The organism is Labrenzia sp. PO1 (assembly GCF_012273635.1).
GTDB lineage: Bacteria > Pseudomonadota > Alphaproteobacteria > Rhizobiales > Stappiaceae > Roseibium > Roseibium algicola.
In genome coordinates this window covers 1-14421 of sequence record NZ_JAAXCR010000003.1, presented here as the reverse complement: position 1 = coordinate 14421, position 14421 = coordinate 1, and the positions used below count along the sequence as shown (strand labels likewise).

At 55.4% G+C, this 14421-nt stretch carries 12 protein-coding genes and 2 pseudogenes; 6 read left to right on the top strand and 8 right to left on the bottom strand.

Annotation, left to right across the window (positions count from 1 at the left end):
• Positions 1-76 precede the first annotated feature (76 nt).
• Positions 77-2284, top strand: a complete 2208-nt coding sequence (locus tag HCG46_RS15175) for a hypothetical protein (protein WP_168686726.1) — start codon at positions 77-79, stop codon at positions 2282-2284.
• A 144-nt stretch (positions 2285-2428) separates the two neighbouring features.
• Here the strand turns inward: HCG46_RS15175 and HCG46_RS15170 are convergent, their stop codons facing one another.
• The 6 genes from HCG46_RS15170 to HCG46_RS15145 form a co-directional block, all read right to left on the bottom strand.
• A complete protein-coding gene (locus HCG46_RS15170) occupies positions 2429-2674 on the bottom strand; it encodes a hypothetical protein (protein WP_168686725.1) in 246 nt (81 codons plus the stop codon).
• 234 nt (positions 2675-2908) lie between these two features.
• Positions 2909-3202, bottom strand: coding sequence for a hypothetical protein (locus tag HCG46_RS15165; RefSeq protein WP_286185401.1), 294 nt, complete (start codon positions 3200-3202; stop codon positions 2909-2911).
• A gap of 8 nt (positions 3203-3210) precedes the next feature.
• Complete coding sequence (locus HCG46_RS15160) at positions 3211-3747, bottom strand: metallophosphoesterase (protein ID WP_168686723.1); 537 nt, start codon at positions 3745-3747, stop codon at positions 3211-3213.
• Positions 3744-4574, bottom strand: a complete 831-nt coding sequence (locus HCG46_RS15155; RefSeq protein WP_168686722.1) for a metallophosphoesterase — start codon at positions 4572-4574, stop codon at positions 3744-3746. Before HCG46_RS15155 ends, HCG46_RS15160 begins: the two co-directional genes overlap by 4 nt.
• A complete protein-coding gene (locus HCG46_RS15150) occupies positions 4571-5473 on the bottom strand; it encodes a metallophosphoesterase (RefSeq protein WP_168686721.1) in 903 nt (300 codons plus the stop codon). The genes HCG46_RS15155 and HCG46_RS15150 overlap by 4 nt, the downstream gene beginning before the upstream one ends.
• 110 nt (positions 5474-5583) lie before the next feature.
• Positions 5584-6312, bottom strand: coding sequence for a hypothetical protein (locus tag HCG46_RS15145; RefSeq protein WP_168686720.1), 729 nt, complete (start codon positions 6310-6312; stop codon positions 5584-5586).
• 319 nt (positions 6313-6631) lie between these two features.
• Between HCG46_RS15145 and HCG46_RS15140 the strand changes: the two are divergent.
• Positions 6632-6777 (top strand): annotated as a pseudogene (locus HCG46_RS15140) (IS1595 family transposase); the annotation flags it as partial.
• A 231-nt stretch (positions 6778-7008) separates the two neighbouring features.
• On the opposite strand, the gene HCG46_RS28460 reads toward HCG46_RS15140, so the two are convergent.
• The gene (locus HCG46_RS28460) at positions 7009-7302 is read right to left on the bottom strand and encodes a transposase (RefSeq protein ID WP_168686719.1); all 294 of its coding nucleotides are present in this window, start codon (positions 7300-7302) and stop codon (positions 7009-7011) included.
• Positions 7303-7639: 337 nt separating this feature from the next.
• Here HCG46_RS28460 and HCG46_RS15130 point away from each other — a divergent pair, with 337 nt between their 5' ends.
• The 4 genes from HCG46_RS15130 (at position 7640) to HCG46_RS15115 (ending at position 14020) form a co-directional block, all read left to right on the top strand.
• Positions 7640-8200 carry a hypothetical protein gene (locus tag HCG46_RS15130; protein WP_168686718.1) on the top strand — a complete coding sequence of 187 codons (561 nt, stop codon included), beginning with the start codon at positions 7640-7642 and terminating at the stop codon, positions 8198-8200.
• Positions 8197-9696, top strand: coding sequence for a hypothetical protein (locus HCG46_RS15125; RefSeq protein ID WP_168686717.1), 1500 nt, complete (start codon positions 8197-8199; stop codon positions 9694-9696). The genes HCG46_RS15130 and HCG46_RS15125 overlap by 4 nt, the downstream gene beginning before the upstream one ends.
• A 5-nt stretch (positions 9697-9701) precedes the next feature.
• Complete coding sequence (locus HCG46_RS15120) at positions 9702-10595, top strand: hypothetical protein (RefSeq protein ID WP_168686716.1); 894 nt, start codon at positions 9702-9704, stop codon at positions 10593-10595.
• 1484 nt (positions 10596-12079) lie between these two features.
• The gene (locus tag HCG46_RS15115) at positions 12080-14020 is read left to right on the top strand and encodes a MotA/TolQ/ExbB proton channel family protein (protein WP_168686715.1); all 1941 of its coding nucleotides are present in this window, start codon (positions 12080-12082) and stop codon (positions 14018-14020) included.
• A gap of 158 nt (positions 14021-14178) precedes the next feature.
• Here HCG46_RS15115 and HCG46_RS28590 read toward each other — a convergent pair.
• Positions 14179-14316, bottom strand: a pseudogene (locus HCG46_RS28590) (transposase); the annotation flags it as partial.
• Between the last annotated feature and the right edge of the window lie 105 nt (positions 14317-14421).

Sequence of the window (14421 nt, the reverse complement as noted above, 5' to 3'; positions counted from 1 at the left end):
TCCCGACATACGCGCCACAGACATCCTCTCAGGGATCGGTACCCTATCCCGAGAGCAACTCTGCGGAATGATCGCGATGATCGAATCCGTTGACGGCTTCTCCCTGGCGGTCGGCGCCGTCGATGCCGTTCGAGACCGCATCGGCCTTGGTCGAGAGGAGACCGCGACGAGCCTGCAAGAAGCGCGGACCCGTCTTTTCAATTCTAGATTACCGGATGCCTCGTTGAGGTTTCGTCTTCTGGTTCGCATTTCCGAGGGCCTGGACCTTCCCTCGTCGCCACCCCTTTCCGTCAAACACGCAATCAAATCCGCATCCGCCATGGCGGTGCGAACGTCCGAACGCCTCAGCCCGACGGTACGGCAGCGCCTTCACGCGGAAGCGAAACCGACGCGCGGCACGGACCTGAAATCGCGCATCGGCGGCGCCGCTTCCGACATCCGGAACTCTTTCGCGCGGATGGCCAGCCGCTCCGTTCCCATGCCGTTTCCAGAGGTCGTCGCAGAGGAACTCCTGGCGTTCTTCGCAGATACCGAGATGGTCGAGTCCGTCGCTCGAAACGCGGACCCCGAAATCGCGAAGGCTTTGCGCAAGGGCCACGAAGCCGCAATTGCGGCCATGGCAGCCGGCGGCAGCTGGACCACATTCGCCCTCGTCGTCGCCAACGCCGGGTTCGCCCCTTACATTCTGGCGGCACAAGCGAGCGCCTTCATCCCTCTGGTCGGTGGGCCTGCCCTTGTTTCCCTGTTGGCCACCTTGATCAATCCGCTGACAGTCATGGTCGGCGTATCGGCCATCGCCTGGCTCGGCATGGGAAAGGGCGCGCAAATCGTACGCAGTCAGATCGCCGCGCGTTTAACGGTTCTCCTGTCCGCTTCCGGGTCGGGAAATCGTGATGTTGGTCTGGAGACCTTCCTTTCCGACATGCGCGTTCTTGGAGGCCTTAACGACGGGGACGTCCTCTGGCTGCGGGAAAGGGACCTTCTCGCGCTCCGCAAGCGCACGGCCACACTGGACGGGTGGATGCGATCTCCGATGCCGCGCGCCGCCATAGCGCCTCCGGGGCGCTGGAACGTCCGACCGTCCGGCACCGACGTCGCCGACGGCCTTCTTGTCTTCGGTCTTAGCGCCGGAGAGATGATCTGGCATTCGTTGGCGATGGACCCCAAGGTCCTTCAGGCCGCCGACTTCTCCCGCAAGGCGGATCTCGCCGATCCTCTCGATTTCGCGGCGAGCGTCCATGAATTCACCAGCGTCGGCGCCGGAATCTCTTTGCGCGGATACACCGCCGAGCGTCTCGTATTCGACCGCCTCGTTGCGGACGGTCACGCAGTCTCCTTCCCGGAAGCCAGCAACCAGCAAGGCTTCGATCTGCTCGTCGACGGGGCCGAGGTTCAGGTGAAGTGTGGTAAAAGCCTTTCGATCCTGTCCGAGCATTTCGAGAAGAACCCCAACATTCCCGTGATCGCCAATGCGGCGCTTGTGGAGGCGGCGCGGGCGCACGGAGAGCCATGGGCTCCCATGGTCACGACCCTTCCCAGCTTCGACCTCCCCACCGTCGAGGAGATGCTGTCGGAAACGCTTGGACACGCAGCCGACCTTGCCGACCCGGATATACTGGAGTTCGCTCTGTCCATTGGTTTGCTGCGCGGCGGCCTTGAAGTCGCCCGGGGGCGCATTCCTATGGGGGATCTCCCAGCGTGGATGATGATCGACGGGGCCTCTCGCGGCCTGTTGGGAGCGGTCGGAACCAAGGCCGGGGCGTGGGTTGGGCTTGTCACCGTCGGGGCGGCTGGAGCCATTGTTCTGGCACCCGTTATCGGCAGCGCGGCCCTCATGGCCAATGGCACAGTCAAGAACGCCGTCCAGTCCGGCCTCATGCGCGAATGGATCGCTCGAATGTCTGCCGCTGCGAAAGATCTCCATGACGACCTGATCGAAGCCTGTGACCGCCGCATTGCATGCCTGCAAACCCGCAATCTCGCTCTCGAAGCGAACCTGGGCGGATCTGATCTTGAACGATGGATGGCGATCCGCGCTTCGGACGATCTCGTCGCCGCGATGGAAGACCGTCTACTGCTCGAGACCGAAGCACCGAAGACGGAAGCCGGATGCGCGGAACTCCTCATTCTGGCTACGGACATCGCTCCAGCGGATGCCTCGGCTCTCGCGAGCTCGCATCGGCTTCAAACCGTGCTCCTCGAGAAGCCCGGGCTGAACGAAGTCTTGATGAGGAATGGCGGCAGGAGCGTGAAGCGATTTACCATGAAAGCCTTCCGACGCTAATTCACTACGAAATTTGCGACGGCAATGACCCGCGGTGTTTGGTAGGCGAATGGACACAAGCTGTAGGATGCCAACCCGATCTGTTTCAGCCTGCTCCCCTGATTGTCCGCTTGGCGGACCTCGGCATCGGGAACGAAGATCCGGTCATTCGTCCTCGTGTGCAGACGGCTTTCTGTTCGCGCTATCGTTGGCACCGACGAGATTGCCGTCGCCGTCAAGACCTACGCCCAGACCTTTCCGTCGTCGCTCTTCGAAAAAGGCTTCCTCGTTCGGACCCGGCACCGCCATTTGGTCCATCAGCGTATCGAGCTTATTCGGCGGCTCGGGCGACTTTCCGTTTTCGCCGAGCTTCACCATCGACTGCTGAACGCCATCTCCGTCTTTGTTCATGTCCTAGATCTCACGTGCTCGGCACTTGCGACTGATAGCATCTCCGAAATCATCCAGTAGGACCCTGACGTCAATATCCTGAGCAGCCGGTTCCAGCGATCGGCATATTTCGTGAAATCCTAAAAAAAGGATCGTAAGGCCTTCGAAATATGAGTCAGTCACCGATCCATCCTTGCTTATCCGACATCATAAACCCTTCGGCCACAAACGACCGCGTTGAAATCGCCGGCGGTGTTAAGGCGTCGGTCCGGCGGGTCGAAATCGCGGCAACAGGTTAGTGTCGATGACCTTGATTGGATCCCAATCGAGGTTTTCGAAGCCGTTGGGACTACGCTTGTCCTGATACCCGCGAGGATTAGCGACCAATCGACATTCGCCGACTTCGAAATCATAGCTCTCATGCCCGTGGCCGGAAATCCAAAGATCCGGGCCGTCATCGCGAAGCATGATGTCGGACATGTCGGATGCGTAGGCGGGTTTGAGGAGTTCGTGCGTGCTATACCGGACGCCGCATAGCGGATGGGGCATGTGATGCGTCACGAAGATCGTGGGGCCGTCGTGCGGATACCAGTCCAGCGTTTCGGTAAACTCCCCCCTCGTGCGCCGTGGAATTCAAGCGTGTCGGCCGGTGTCAGATGCTTGTGCATCGCGGTGCGGATGTGCGCGTAGTCGTTCATGTAGAAGTGCGCCTTCGTCATCCGGCTCTTCCTGTTCCCCTTTCCATGAAGCGAAAAGTCGGTCCACATGGTCGCTCCAACGAAGCGGCAATCGCCGAGGGTCACGGCATCGTTCTCGAGGAAGTGGATGCCCTCCTCCCGGCCGAGAACCTCCCTCAGGAGGCCGAGCGAATTGTAGATGGTGTTTTGGCCATAATGCTCGTGGTTCCCGGCGATGATGACAATGGGGATCCCGGAAGCGTCACGCTGGCGAAGGACCCAATCAGGCACCCTCGGGCACTTGTGGGTATCCCCGGCAACGACCATGACGTCGGCGTCATCCGGCTTCTCCAGCACGGTAACTACTTCCGGTCGGAAGCGTTCGAAATGAAGATCGGAGACGACCCAGACTTTCATGGAGCCAGTCTTCCCGACCGGAAGCGCGGAAGCATGTCGGTGTCGATCACAAGATCCGGCTGCCAGATTTCGTTTTCCGGTTTTCCGGTCCATCGGCAGACATATCCGTAGGGATTCCCGATCAGCTTGGTTCTGCCTTCGGTGAATGCGTGTCCGTCATGCGTATGGCCCGAGATCCAAAGATCCGGAGCGTTGTCGCCGTGCATTAGGTCACGGCAATCGGATGCGAATGCCGCGTCCAGGAGCGTTCTCCCGTGCTTTTCATGACAGCATTCCGGGTGTGGCGCATGGTGAGTCACGACGACGGTCGGGCCGTCGAAGTTCTCGGCCAGGACATCGGAGATATACGCCTTGCTTTCGGCGTGCATAACGACCATCTCGTCCGCAAGGTCATCGATCACGTTCGGATCCGAGTACCGCCATACCTGAACGAAGTCGTTCATCTTGGCCCGAGCCAATTCCCTCGCCGCAATCGCGTGCTCTTCGCCGAAGAGTTTGAAGTCCGTCCAGAGCGTCGCCCCGATGAAGCGGGTGCCGCCGAGGGCAACGGTATCGTTCTCGAGAAAGTGCAGTCGCGGATTGTCGATCGCACGAAGGCGCTCCAAACCCTCTTCGATTCCGATGCCGTAAAATTCGTGGTTTCCAGCCACCATGACGACATCCATACCGACGATCTCGATCAGCTCGTTGATGTAGTCCTTTGTGGCGTGGGCGTTGTGAAAATCCCCAGCAATGATCATGACGTCGGCATTCGGCACATCTTCCGGCGACGGCAGGGAGAAAGCCTGCATCTCATAGTGCAAATCGCTGACGATCCAGATCTTCATGATTTCATACCGGGTCGATAGCCGACTTCGATCGTGAAGTTGGGATCAAACGCCGCAGCCCTCTTCGTGGGATCCTCCACGAACGCGTATCCTCGCGCATTGCTGACGACACGAGTGCGGCTGTTGGGGATCTGGTAGTCCCGGCTGTCGTGGATGTGGCCATGACACCAAAGGTCAGGTGCTGTCTCAGCCTCGAGGATCGACGACAAATTGGACGCGTAGCACCATGCGAGATCGACCAGGTTGGGATTGTCACGCCATAGGCTTTCAGGATGCGGAGCGTGATGGGTCAGCACGACGGTTTCGCCGTTGAAAGGCTCTGCAAGCGCGCTTTCGATGAAACTGCGAGAGACGACGTGGGCATCCGCGATGTGCTGCGCCCGGATCCGCTTCCGCTTCCCGGGCTTCGTCGTGGATTCGCGCTTGATGTTTTTGTAATCGTTCATCCCGTTCTTGCCTTCGGCCTGCGCCATCTTCGAATGCTTCGTACCCAGGCCAACGGTGGCCATGTCGGTCCAGAGAGTGGCGCCGATGAAACGGATCCCGTCGTTGGGGCATTCAAGAACGCGGTCGTGCAGGAGATGAATGCCGAGCTTATCGGCAAGTTCCAGTCCGGCGTCGATCTGCTCAAGCATGGTGAAGCCAGCCTCGTGCTTCCCGGGGTTGCTGTAGAAATCGTGGTTGCCCGGCACATATAGAACTGTCTCGCCCGGGAACCTGTCGGCGATCCATTCGAGCGAACGCGTCAGAGGGACGTCCAGATCACCGACGATGGCCAGAACGTCAAAGTCGGAGTCCATTTCGACAGCCGGATCAAATTTCGTCAGCGGATACGGGCCGTAGTAAGGATCTCGAACAAACTCTTGGTGGAGGTCCGAGAGGACGCGGAGGCGAGGCATCGTTTGAGAACTTTCGTTGTTTTGGGGGCTCTCAGACCCGACGTCGTTGTCGAGACCATCCGGATCGAGGACGTCACTCGGAGAACAACGCCGTATCTCTCACTTAGATTTCACGACGCATTTTCGGAGGTCGGGATATCATGCACAGATCCGCCATGAAGCGGTTTTTCCGGCCATTCCGGTGTGATCCCTCTCCTTGCCCCCAATCGGCACAGAGCCAGTTGCTTCATTTCGGCGTCTTGGCTGTCGAGCGCATCTTCGATCAGAAACACTTCGTACGCTGCCGAACTGAAACTATCTTCGGCTTCGACTAGGCATCGTTCAAGAAATTGCTTGTTTTCACCGAAGCTACACGCGATCTCCGCAGCATCTGTCTTGTTGCAGCCTTCAATGACCTTGGAAAAAACGCGTGACAGCAAATGTAAACTGTCCATAACACAGGCAAACCCGTCGACCGCAAGTTCTGAACCGTTCTCATGACGGGAGGAATATACGTACAGGCGCCGCTTGAAGTCTTCAAAGTTGCTACTGAGCGCGAAATTGGTCGAACTTGCTGAATCAAGGTAGTCTTTACAAATCTTTATCAACTCGTCATTTCCAGACGGCGCGTTTGACAGCAGATCAGTGTCCAAGTCAAAAACCGGGTCTGTTTCATACAAATGTTTGCAATAACTAATTAAATCCTCCCCCAGACTATTCTTGTAGAATGGAAACCCGAGCTCGAGTTCCCAGGTGGCAGGGATTCGTCGGCCAGTGCGAATATGGGTCATCGAACGGAGCGCACTCTGAACGATGGAATGTTTTTGCGCGACGTCGAGCGTTTCAAAACTGTACTTCATTTGCCATCCTTTTCGCCACACCGTGCGGTTCTGGCGAATCCTTCACGATGTTGAAACAAAAGACTTTTTCGGCTGACCGACTATTCCAGTGGGCCAAGAATCACCGAATGATGGAAACTTGGCACATTTCCTCGAACGGCGACGCCCCCCAAATTGCACAGAGGCCTCCGAACCGAAGATTGATGGCGTCGCTCAGGGATTCGTTTCCAATAAAGACCGGACAGACAATGGGTTTCTTTGAGCAAGAGATTGCCGTTTCCGTCGCTCAGGGCACGGTGATTTCACGATCTCGCGCAACCTTGTGCGTAGGCAGTCAAACGGGATCTCCGCCCTCCAGATTCAGGCAAAGCTCGGTCTTGGTTCCTACAAGACGGCCTGGTTGCTCCTGCACAAGCTGATGCGGGCCATGGTGCGTCCGGACCGGAAGCCCCTGTCAGAACGATCGAGGTCGACGAGACCTTCATTCCCCATCGCAAGCGCTCCAATCCCATCTCCTTCGGCAGTGGCAGGAGAAGCGACGGGTTGCTGACCGTCATCCGTGCGGTGGAGATGACCTGAGACCCAATCCTCTTCCGGCTTAGCGCGGAGTCCTTCGGCGTGTTGCACTGAGACCCAACCTTGGATCGCCGGAGGTTGGAGTTTTCCGGCTTCTTTCACGGTGACGGGCTGGGGATGTCACCGTGATTATGCTGCGCCTCACTTCACGCCCCAAGGCTTAAGCTTCTGGCCAAAAAACCGTTGGGCGACCGCCAGCTCCCCGATCTTGGGCGTGGAGCCCTTAAACTGGTCCTCGTCAATCTCCGGCTTTCGTTTGCCACCACGTTCAGATACGTCCGAGGCCCCGTCAAGAAGTGCCCATTTCCATTGATGGATCATGGTCGGATGAACCCCAAAGCGGCTCGCCGGGTCCGATGCCGTCTCTTCGCCCTTCAAGGCTTCCGGAGCGACTTTCGCCTTGAATTCCGGCGAGTGTTGCTTGCGTTTCGACATCTCTGATCTCCTTCTTCTTGAAGATCAGCAGACAACAAATCGTAGCTTACGTCAGTGTCCGATTTCAGAGGAGTAGCTCAGATTTTGGCGGATTTCCTCGCTAAAAATGCCGTGCAAAGCGGCTTGAGCCCATGTCCAGATGCTCAGATGCTCAGATGCAGGCCAAATTCAACCTCACCGAAAGAAAAGGTTGCAGATAACGCCAATATGTAGTTTACGTAGAGTAGCTTTCTTATAATTTCTTTGAACGCTGGGACATCTGAGTAAAGTGTGCCCTTCAGAAGATTACCCGAAGATAGGTCGGCAGAACTCTAAAGTTCGTGTCCAGGAGACTATTGTGATAACTCCTGCAATTCGCTTCTGGCGCTTCATTTGCAGAATTCTGGCAATCGTTTCTATCTTTGTTGCCTTCGGCCTTGGAGTGGTGTGCGGGACAAGCGGAATATATGCCGACGGTCTAGCAGAATTGCGACGCATGACTGGACTTGGTGCTGAAGCTAAAAGCACCGGTGCGATTCTATTGAACATGCTTGATCGGCTCGATGCGACGGTCAACCTTGACAAGGTTCGAACACGTCACGGTGTCGGAATCTCACTTGCCGAAATTGAAGGCCTTTGCGAGACCCGGCTCGACAATTTGGAAAGCTCCGTTGGCACTTTGATAAAAAGCGGCACAATGCGTGTCAGCCAATCAGTATCAGCTAACAGTCTTCAACAATTCAACGGCATTGAGGACCTACGGAAACGCATCGCAGACCTTTCCACCCGGACCACTTCAACCGAGACATTCTGCGCGCAATCATTTTCCCTGCTCCTCGATATTCTCGTAGCTACTCCGACCCCTCAGCATCCAAAAGCAACAGATAACTCAGCTCATTTGATAGAGGAAAGAGAATGATTAACAAAATCACCTTCTCAGTGAGCCGAAGGCTCGTCTCCGGGGTAGCGGCATTATCTATCGCTTTGTTAAGCACGACCCCGGCGGCATTAGCTGAGGAAATTCAAAACCTCGATAGCCTAAGGACCCTTGCCGCCAACGCCCGAAAGTCAGCCGAAGAAGCCGAGAAGGCTCGCGCCGCAGCAGCTGAAAGCACCCGACAACAACTTACAACGCTGAACGCGAGGCTCGACACCGCCGCGGCGCAAAATGAAATCCTCATGGAAATGATGGGCCAGATCCTCGCGACCCAGGCCGGTGCTTCAGTCGAAGCCAGGGTCGAAGCGGAAGTCGCAAATGCCGAAGCGCAAATGAAGCAGCTCGAGAACGCAGCACAGGATCTCGCTAAGGACGCTACAACAGAGTTGGAAAAGGCGCTCGAGGACCAGGCGAAGCAGTTTGAAGAGATAATTAAGCAGGTCCCCAACCAGGAAGAGCTTAAAAGCTGGAGCAAGGAAGAAGTCGACAAGACCATGGAGGAGATCCAGAAAACTAAAAAGGCAATGGACCAAGTTCTCGATAATTTTGTGGAGCAAGAGCTCATCCCAGCAATTTCCGAAGCCTGCCGAGGGACCACACCGTACCAACAGCGGGCCATAGTCTCAGCAGTCCGCCGCGGCGAAGGGGGTAAGGATTTCAGCGACCTTCTCGGGCAATATGCTTGCAACGAAGCGCCGGACCTGGTTCGGAAACTCTCAAGAGCTCGCAGCGCTGAGGAAGTGCAAGACGCCTTTCAGTCTTCCATGCAAAACCTTGCAATGGCAGCCATGTTGACCGGCAATCCCTACCTAGCACTGGCTATGATAATCCTTTCAGCTCTCTTTTCGGATGGCAATGGTGACGGCGACGGAGATGGTGTGGACGACCAACCCGGAGGAGGTCCGATCCCAGGTGCTCCTACTCCATCAACAGGCGATTCAGGTCCGGTCGCTCAATCGCAAACACCGCGCATTCCGACTGATAATCCGGGGGAAGAGCCCTCGGAAAATCCGTCTGACAACTCGTTGAAGGCACCAGACAACTCCGCGCCAGGTTCAATTGTCGAAACAACGAACCCTGATCCACGGAGCGACGCTGAGATCAAAGCAGTTGGAGGCGATCCTTCGGTGAAGGCGCATCCTGGCGTCGGATGCGCATACGCGCTAGTGAGCGACAACGACGCAATACTCACTCTATCCCCGGTGAAGGTAAGCAGCAATGACCTTCCCTTCGATCTCAACATAGGCGCGGTCACTGGTAGTTCGCTCTACGCCGACTTCCCGCTCGACTGGAAGGATCCCGATATCCGGCTTATTTCCTGCGATTTCGAAACTCCGGGCGTGGTTGTTCAGTTCGAAGGTTCCAATGCTCCGCTTTGCCTTGAGATCGCAAGGCCAGCAGGCAAAGAGAGCGAGTTTGCTGTCACCAATACGAGCTTTACCCCCGAGCCGAACCAACTCTGCCCAGGAAAAAAATAAGAAACATGAAGCGCCGGGCGACAATCCAACTGTTTTCGACCTCGTCAATCGACATGCTGGCGTGTGCTCTCGGAGCAGTGCTTGTGCTGTGGCTGCTAGTCTTTGGCAACGAAGGAGGAGCACACGATGGCGATCGCTCTCGCGGGAACGGGGAACTTCGAATCCGCCAGTTTGGTGTAGCGCACTTGCTTGGGTTTTCGCTTCCCAACTACGTCATCCTGAGTTTCTCTTATCGGGACGAGCGAGGCAACGTATCCCACAATGCTACAGCATTTAACCCTCGCCAGAGTTTCAATAACTACTGTGCAAAGACAGGCGTCGGTAAACGTTTCACTGCTCGCTTTCGAAAAAAAGGAGGAGGTTCCGAAGTCGAAATCAGTTGTCAGGCCTCAGATGCCTTCGCAAAAGAAATCACAATCCGCTTTGAGAACATGAGTAGCGCAGCGAAGGTTGGGGTGTTTATCAGTTCCTGTAAAGCGAGCGAAGTCCATTATTTGGAAATGCAATCGATCGACAGACGAGGCGTTAATGAATCGCGCTCTGTCTTTCATTGCCGCGATGGAGCTCAAAGCGCTCTGCGGGCTACTCGGCGACCGACAGCAGTCTGGGAAACGCATTTTCGAAGCCGTATCCAAAGCGAAATCAACGCAATGTGTCCGACTGACAATTGGCCAACGCCACTTCACTACCAAGTTTATGACTGTGGTTTAGACCGCAATCTTGAGCTTGAAGTATCTTTTTCGGGCGACGGCGCCGTCCGGTTGATCGAGCCAGACCCGAAGGGAAGCCCGCCTCGCCTCGACACTCTGAATGGGGTTTCAATCCGTGATCGGATCGTTGGCTGGGCAGGCGGAGTTTTTAAGTCGAACCGACCGCCATCACTGGGGGGCTGCCCGTGAGACGTCGTCGTCATACGGTCGAAGTGATCGGGATGCCATTTCTTGACATGATTAGTTGTGCTTTCGGAGGCGTGGTTGTTCTTTACCTTATAACACCTTCGATAGACGGGACTATGGAGCCATTTGTAGTTACTCGTATAGTAGAGCTTCGTACCGAAAATTCCGCTCCATTTCTGCTTGGCGCACGCTTGCCCGCAGCGAGTCCGGCTAAAGGCTGCTTCGAAGAGAATTGCCCACCCGAACCAAATGTCGTGCGGGAATGGAGTCGCGGACAGGGGCGGTTGACGGCAGTGCTGGCAGATGCAGCAGTAACCCCTACATCACTAGATGTTGCGATACTTGACGGAGCGGGATTCTATACCAAACCCTGCATAATTGTGCGAACGGAAGTCGAGGGACAACAGCGCATAATTGCGCTCCTACGAAGCGATGGCTTCCGCAGACGCCTCAACCCATTTAACGATCCGTCCGCGGTGTTGGAACGCTGCCCATGAGACTTTTTCAACTTGGATACCTGCTTGTCGCGTGCATTGCAGAAGTCATAGGCGCTGCGGCTCAGACGCTTGAGAAAGAGCAAATTTGCCCAGCCGTAGAAGCCGTAGCGCCTTCAGACGCGGAGTTCTGCATTGCAAACAGGTCTCCGAATCCGACGGACGGAAGCGTTGTAATTGTATCGCGGAGTAGCGCGGAGCAGAACGTTCTGCTTATTCGTCTAGACCAGCCGCGGGGTGGAAACTGCGCTCCCACGTTCGGCATTTCTCGCGCATATCAATGTGTCACACTTACCTTTGAAACGCCCCCCGACTATGATGCTATTTGCAATTTTCGTTCCCCTTACTTCTGGCGTTGCGATGGTGGTCCACTTGGGAAATACTATAATGTCGCCAGTAACATGGTCCCACCCGGACCCGGGGGCGTGCATCCGGTTTCGACTGAGCGTTTCTACGCAGCGGCTAGAGGCCTCAAGACCGACGATCATTCGGTAGAAGAACTTAGAGGCGCACTTGTTTATCGGCATCGACCCGACCCGTCGCATGTTTCATTGCGCGTCGTAAGGGGAGCTGATTTGACGCCGTCGCTTATTGTTCGGACCGAAGCAGCAGAACGGACAAGTCTTGGACCTACGCTTGATCGAATTCTATCAGCGGGCGTGGCCCTCGCTGATGTCCGCGGTCTAGGGATGGAAGGTCGCTTCACTTCAGAAAGCACGGGCGTCCTCCACTTTCACGGAACCGCTTCTGATTGTGAGGGACAATGCTTAATCCGACCGCTGCTCACACAAACCGAGTTCGAAAACCGATTGTCGGTCCTCAACGCACGAGTGGTTGTTGAGCGCCTGTCCGGTGCCGATCTTGTCAAACTACGTCAAATGATGACTGAACGTCTACTAATGGGCGAGATGCCTCTGAGAGACGTAGACAGAGTTCTAGAAACTGCGCGTATTAGGCAGCCACCGGCATTCTTAGTCCTCGACTGGAGATGACATGCAATACGTTTTCAACGTCATCTCGCCCCTCATTTTTTTTGGTTCCGCCGATTTCCGGGGAAATTGGATCGTCGGTGTTTTGCGCGCAGTCATTCGACTAGCGGCAATACTGATCTGTGCATTTCTCCTAACCTGGGCCGTTGTTAGTCAGCCACCTTTCACCCCCCCCCAAAAAAAGGATGTCGCCCAGCTGGCTTGCCTTGTCACCAATGCAGAGAGGGCAAGCTGCGGGCCGCTTTCTGAAGCGACCCTACGCGTCATCGAGGCGGTTCCACTGGAGGCGAAAAGCCTCCACAGTGCAAGTGTAGTCGCTCGATTAAAGGAAATCGATAAGTCCATAGACCCACTTCCAGCAAACCTTATCGTGCAGTCACCAGTCGGTGAGAACTGGATAGAAGTGACGCCTGCGACTACTTCGCCATCCGTTTCTTCGTACCGCATGATTGCGCGCTATGTGAATGGTGACGATACTTCCGAGGTAACTATCCTTAGGGTCGCACCAGCCCTCGAAGAACTTCCCGGACCATTTGGCTTTTGGTCTGGAGCTGCAATTCACAAACTGTGGACCGAATCCTTTGGGCTCGTTTGGCCGTTTCGCACGATAATTTTTGAGGCCAGCCCATACATCCTCTCGAGCATGATCATGGATCGCGCAGACGATAACCTCTCCGCCCGAGAGCGCGAGCGAGCGAAGAAAATAATTGATTCATATCTTGGTGCTGCACCATCCGCAGGTACGATCGACTTCGTCTGGCCGCGTCGACTAAATGGACCGATCCAGTACGTTTGTTACTTGCTTTTCGCTGCGGGGTTGATCTTCATCGGCCTTCATTGGATCGCCAATATTCTGCCAAACCGTCTCCTGACTGCTACGACATCGTTTCAACTCGACCGACGTCTAATAGAAACTGATAATCTCCCCTCCCCGGAACAACCCAAGCCTAAACCAATTGAACAACCTGCTGATCAAGCCGGACGCCAAACCAAAGTGGGATCAGAAGAACCGGATATCGTTCCCATAGAAATTGAAGATATTTCGAAATCGGATGCATCTCCTGTCCCACAGAAGTCGCATACAAACTTGGTGGTAGTCCGCGCGCCATGGCTTTTATCAGGTGAACATGCAGATCTCGACCGCATTATTCGCGAAATGGAAACGATCCGCATTGATGTGAGCTGGCGTGCCAATTTCCTTGGGGCAGGAGCAATACCGGCGTTCCCAAAGCTTGACGTCTGGATTGCGGGTTTACTTGCCATGAAGTCCTCGCGGAGTGGTGAGAACGTCCCTTCCTTCGTTTCAGTCGAAATCGAGGCCGCAGCGGAGCGTCTGGAGGCTCATCACCGGCTCCTTAGCTTTATTGTATGGGCGATCCCGACACTCGGCTTCATCGGAACAGTTATCGGAATAGGCTCAGCGCTTCTGGCCACAGTTGATTTGCAAAGTGCCGACATAGTCACACGCCTCCGAGCTGAGAGCCGAGTGGCGGTGGAAATCGGAGTTGCATTCGATACGACGCTTGTGGCACTAGCGCTTAGTTTTATCTTAATGTTGGCACTCCACTTTCTTCAGCACTTGGAGGAAAGTATGCTCGCTTCCGAAAAGCACGACGCGCTCCGCGCACTCGTTCAGATCGAAAACATCCTGCCGGATGATCCGATCAAGGACTTGCGGAATGGCCTCGCCCAGATGGGCCTTTCCGCAGCACAGGTGGAGCGCTGGAGCGACATACTTGATGGAAATGCATATAAATTCCGAAAAACCATGGATATGGTCGAAGAAGGTCTTGCGTTACGAAGTCTCCATGGACTTTGTCAGCAGAAAAGTTCTAGATTCTCCGTTGGAATACTATTTCTTCTAGTGATTTTATGTGCAGTTTTAACCACCATTCTGTTCGGTGAATCGCTTCTAAACTTGATCACCACGCTCTATCAAGAGTAACAAACACCTAGGATTTATCTTCGGCTCAACCTCTTAAGAAGGTTGCTTTTTGCGTATTGACCTGAGACCCAATCCTCTTCCGGCTTAGCGCGGAGTCCTCCGGTTGATTTTTGGCCTTATGCGGCCCGTGTTTGCAATGTCATTTTCGATGCGAATTCTTAGGGGGTGAGATTGCCCAGGGATGAGTGGGGTCTGTTTCGGTTGTAGTCGTCCTTCAATGCGTTGATTTGGGATCTGGCTTCGGCGAGCAACGAAAATAGCGTCTCGTTGAGGCACTCTTCCCTGAAGCTGCCGTTGATGGGGAAGACGGCCCCGCTCCCGAAGTGACCGTATGCTGGTCCCGTTTGTAAGAGGAGCATCGCTAATGACCCCAACCACCGTGGGCCTTGATCTGGCCAAGA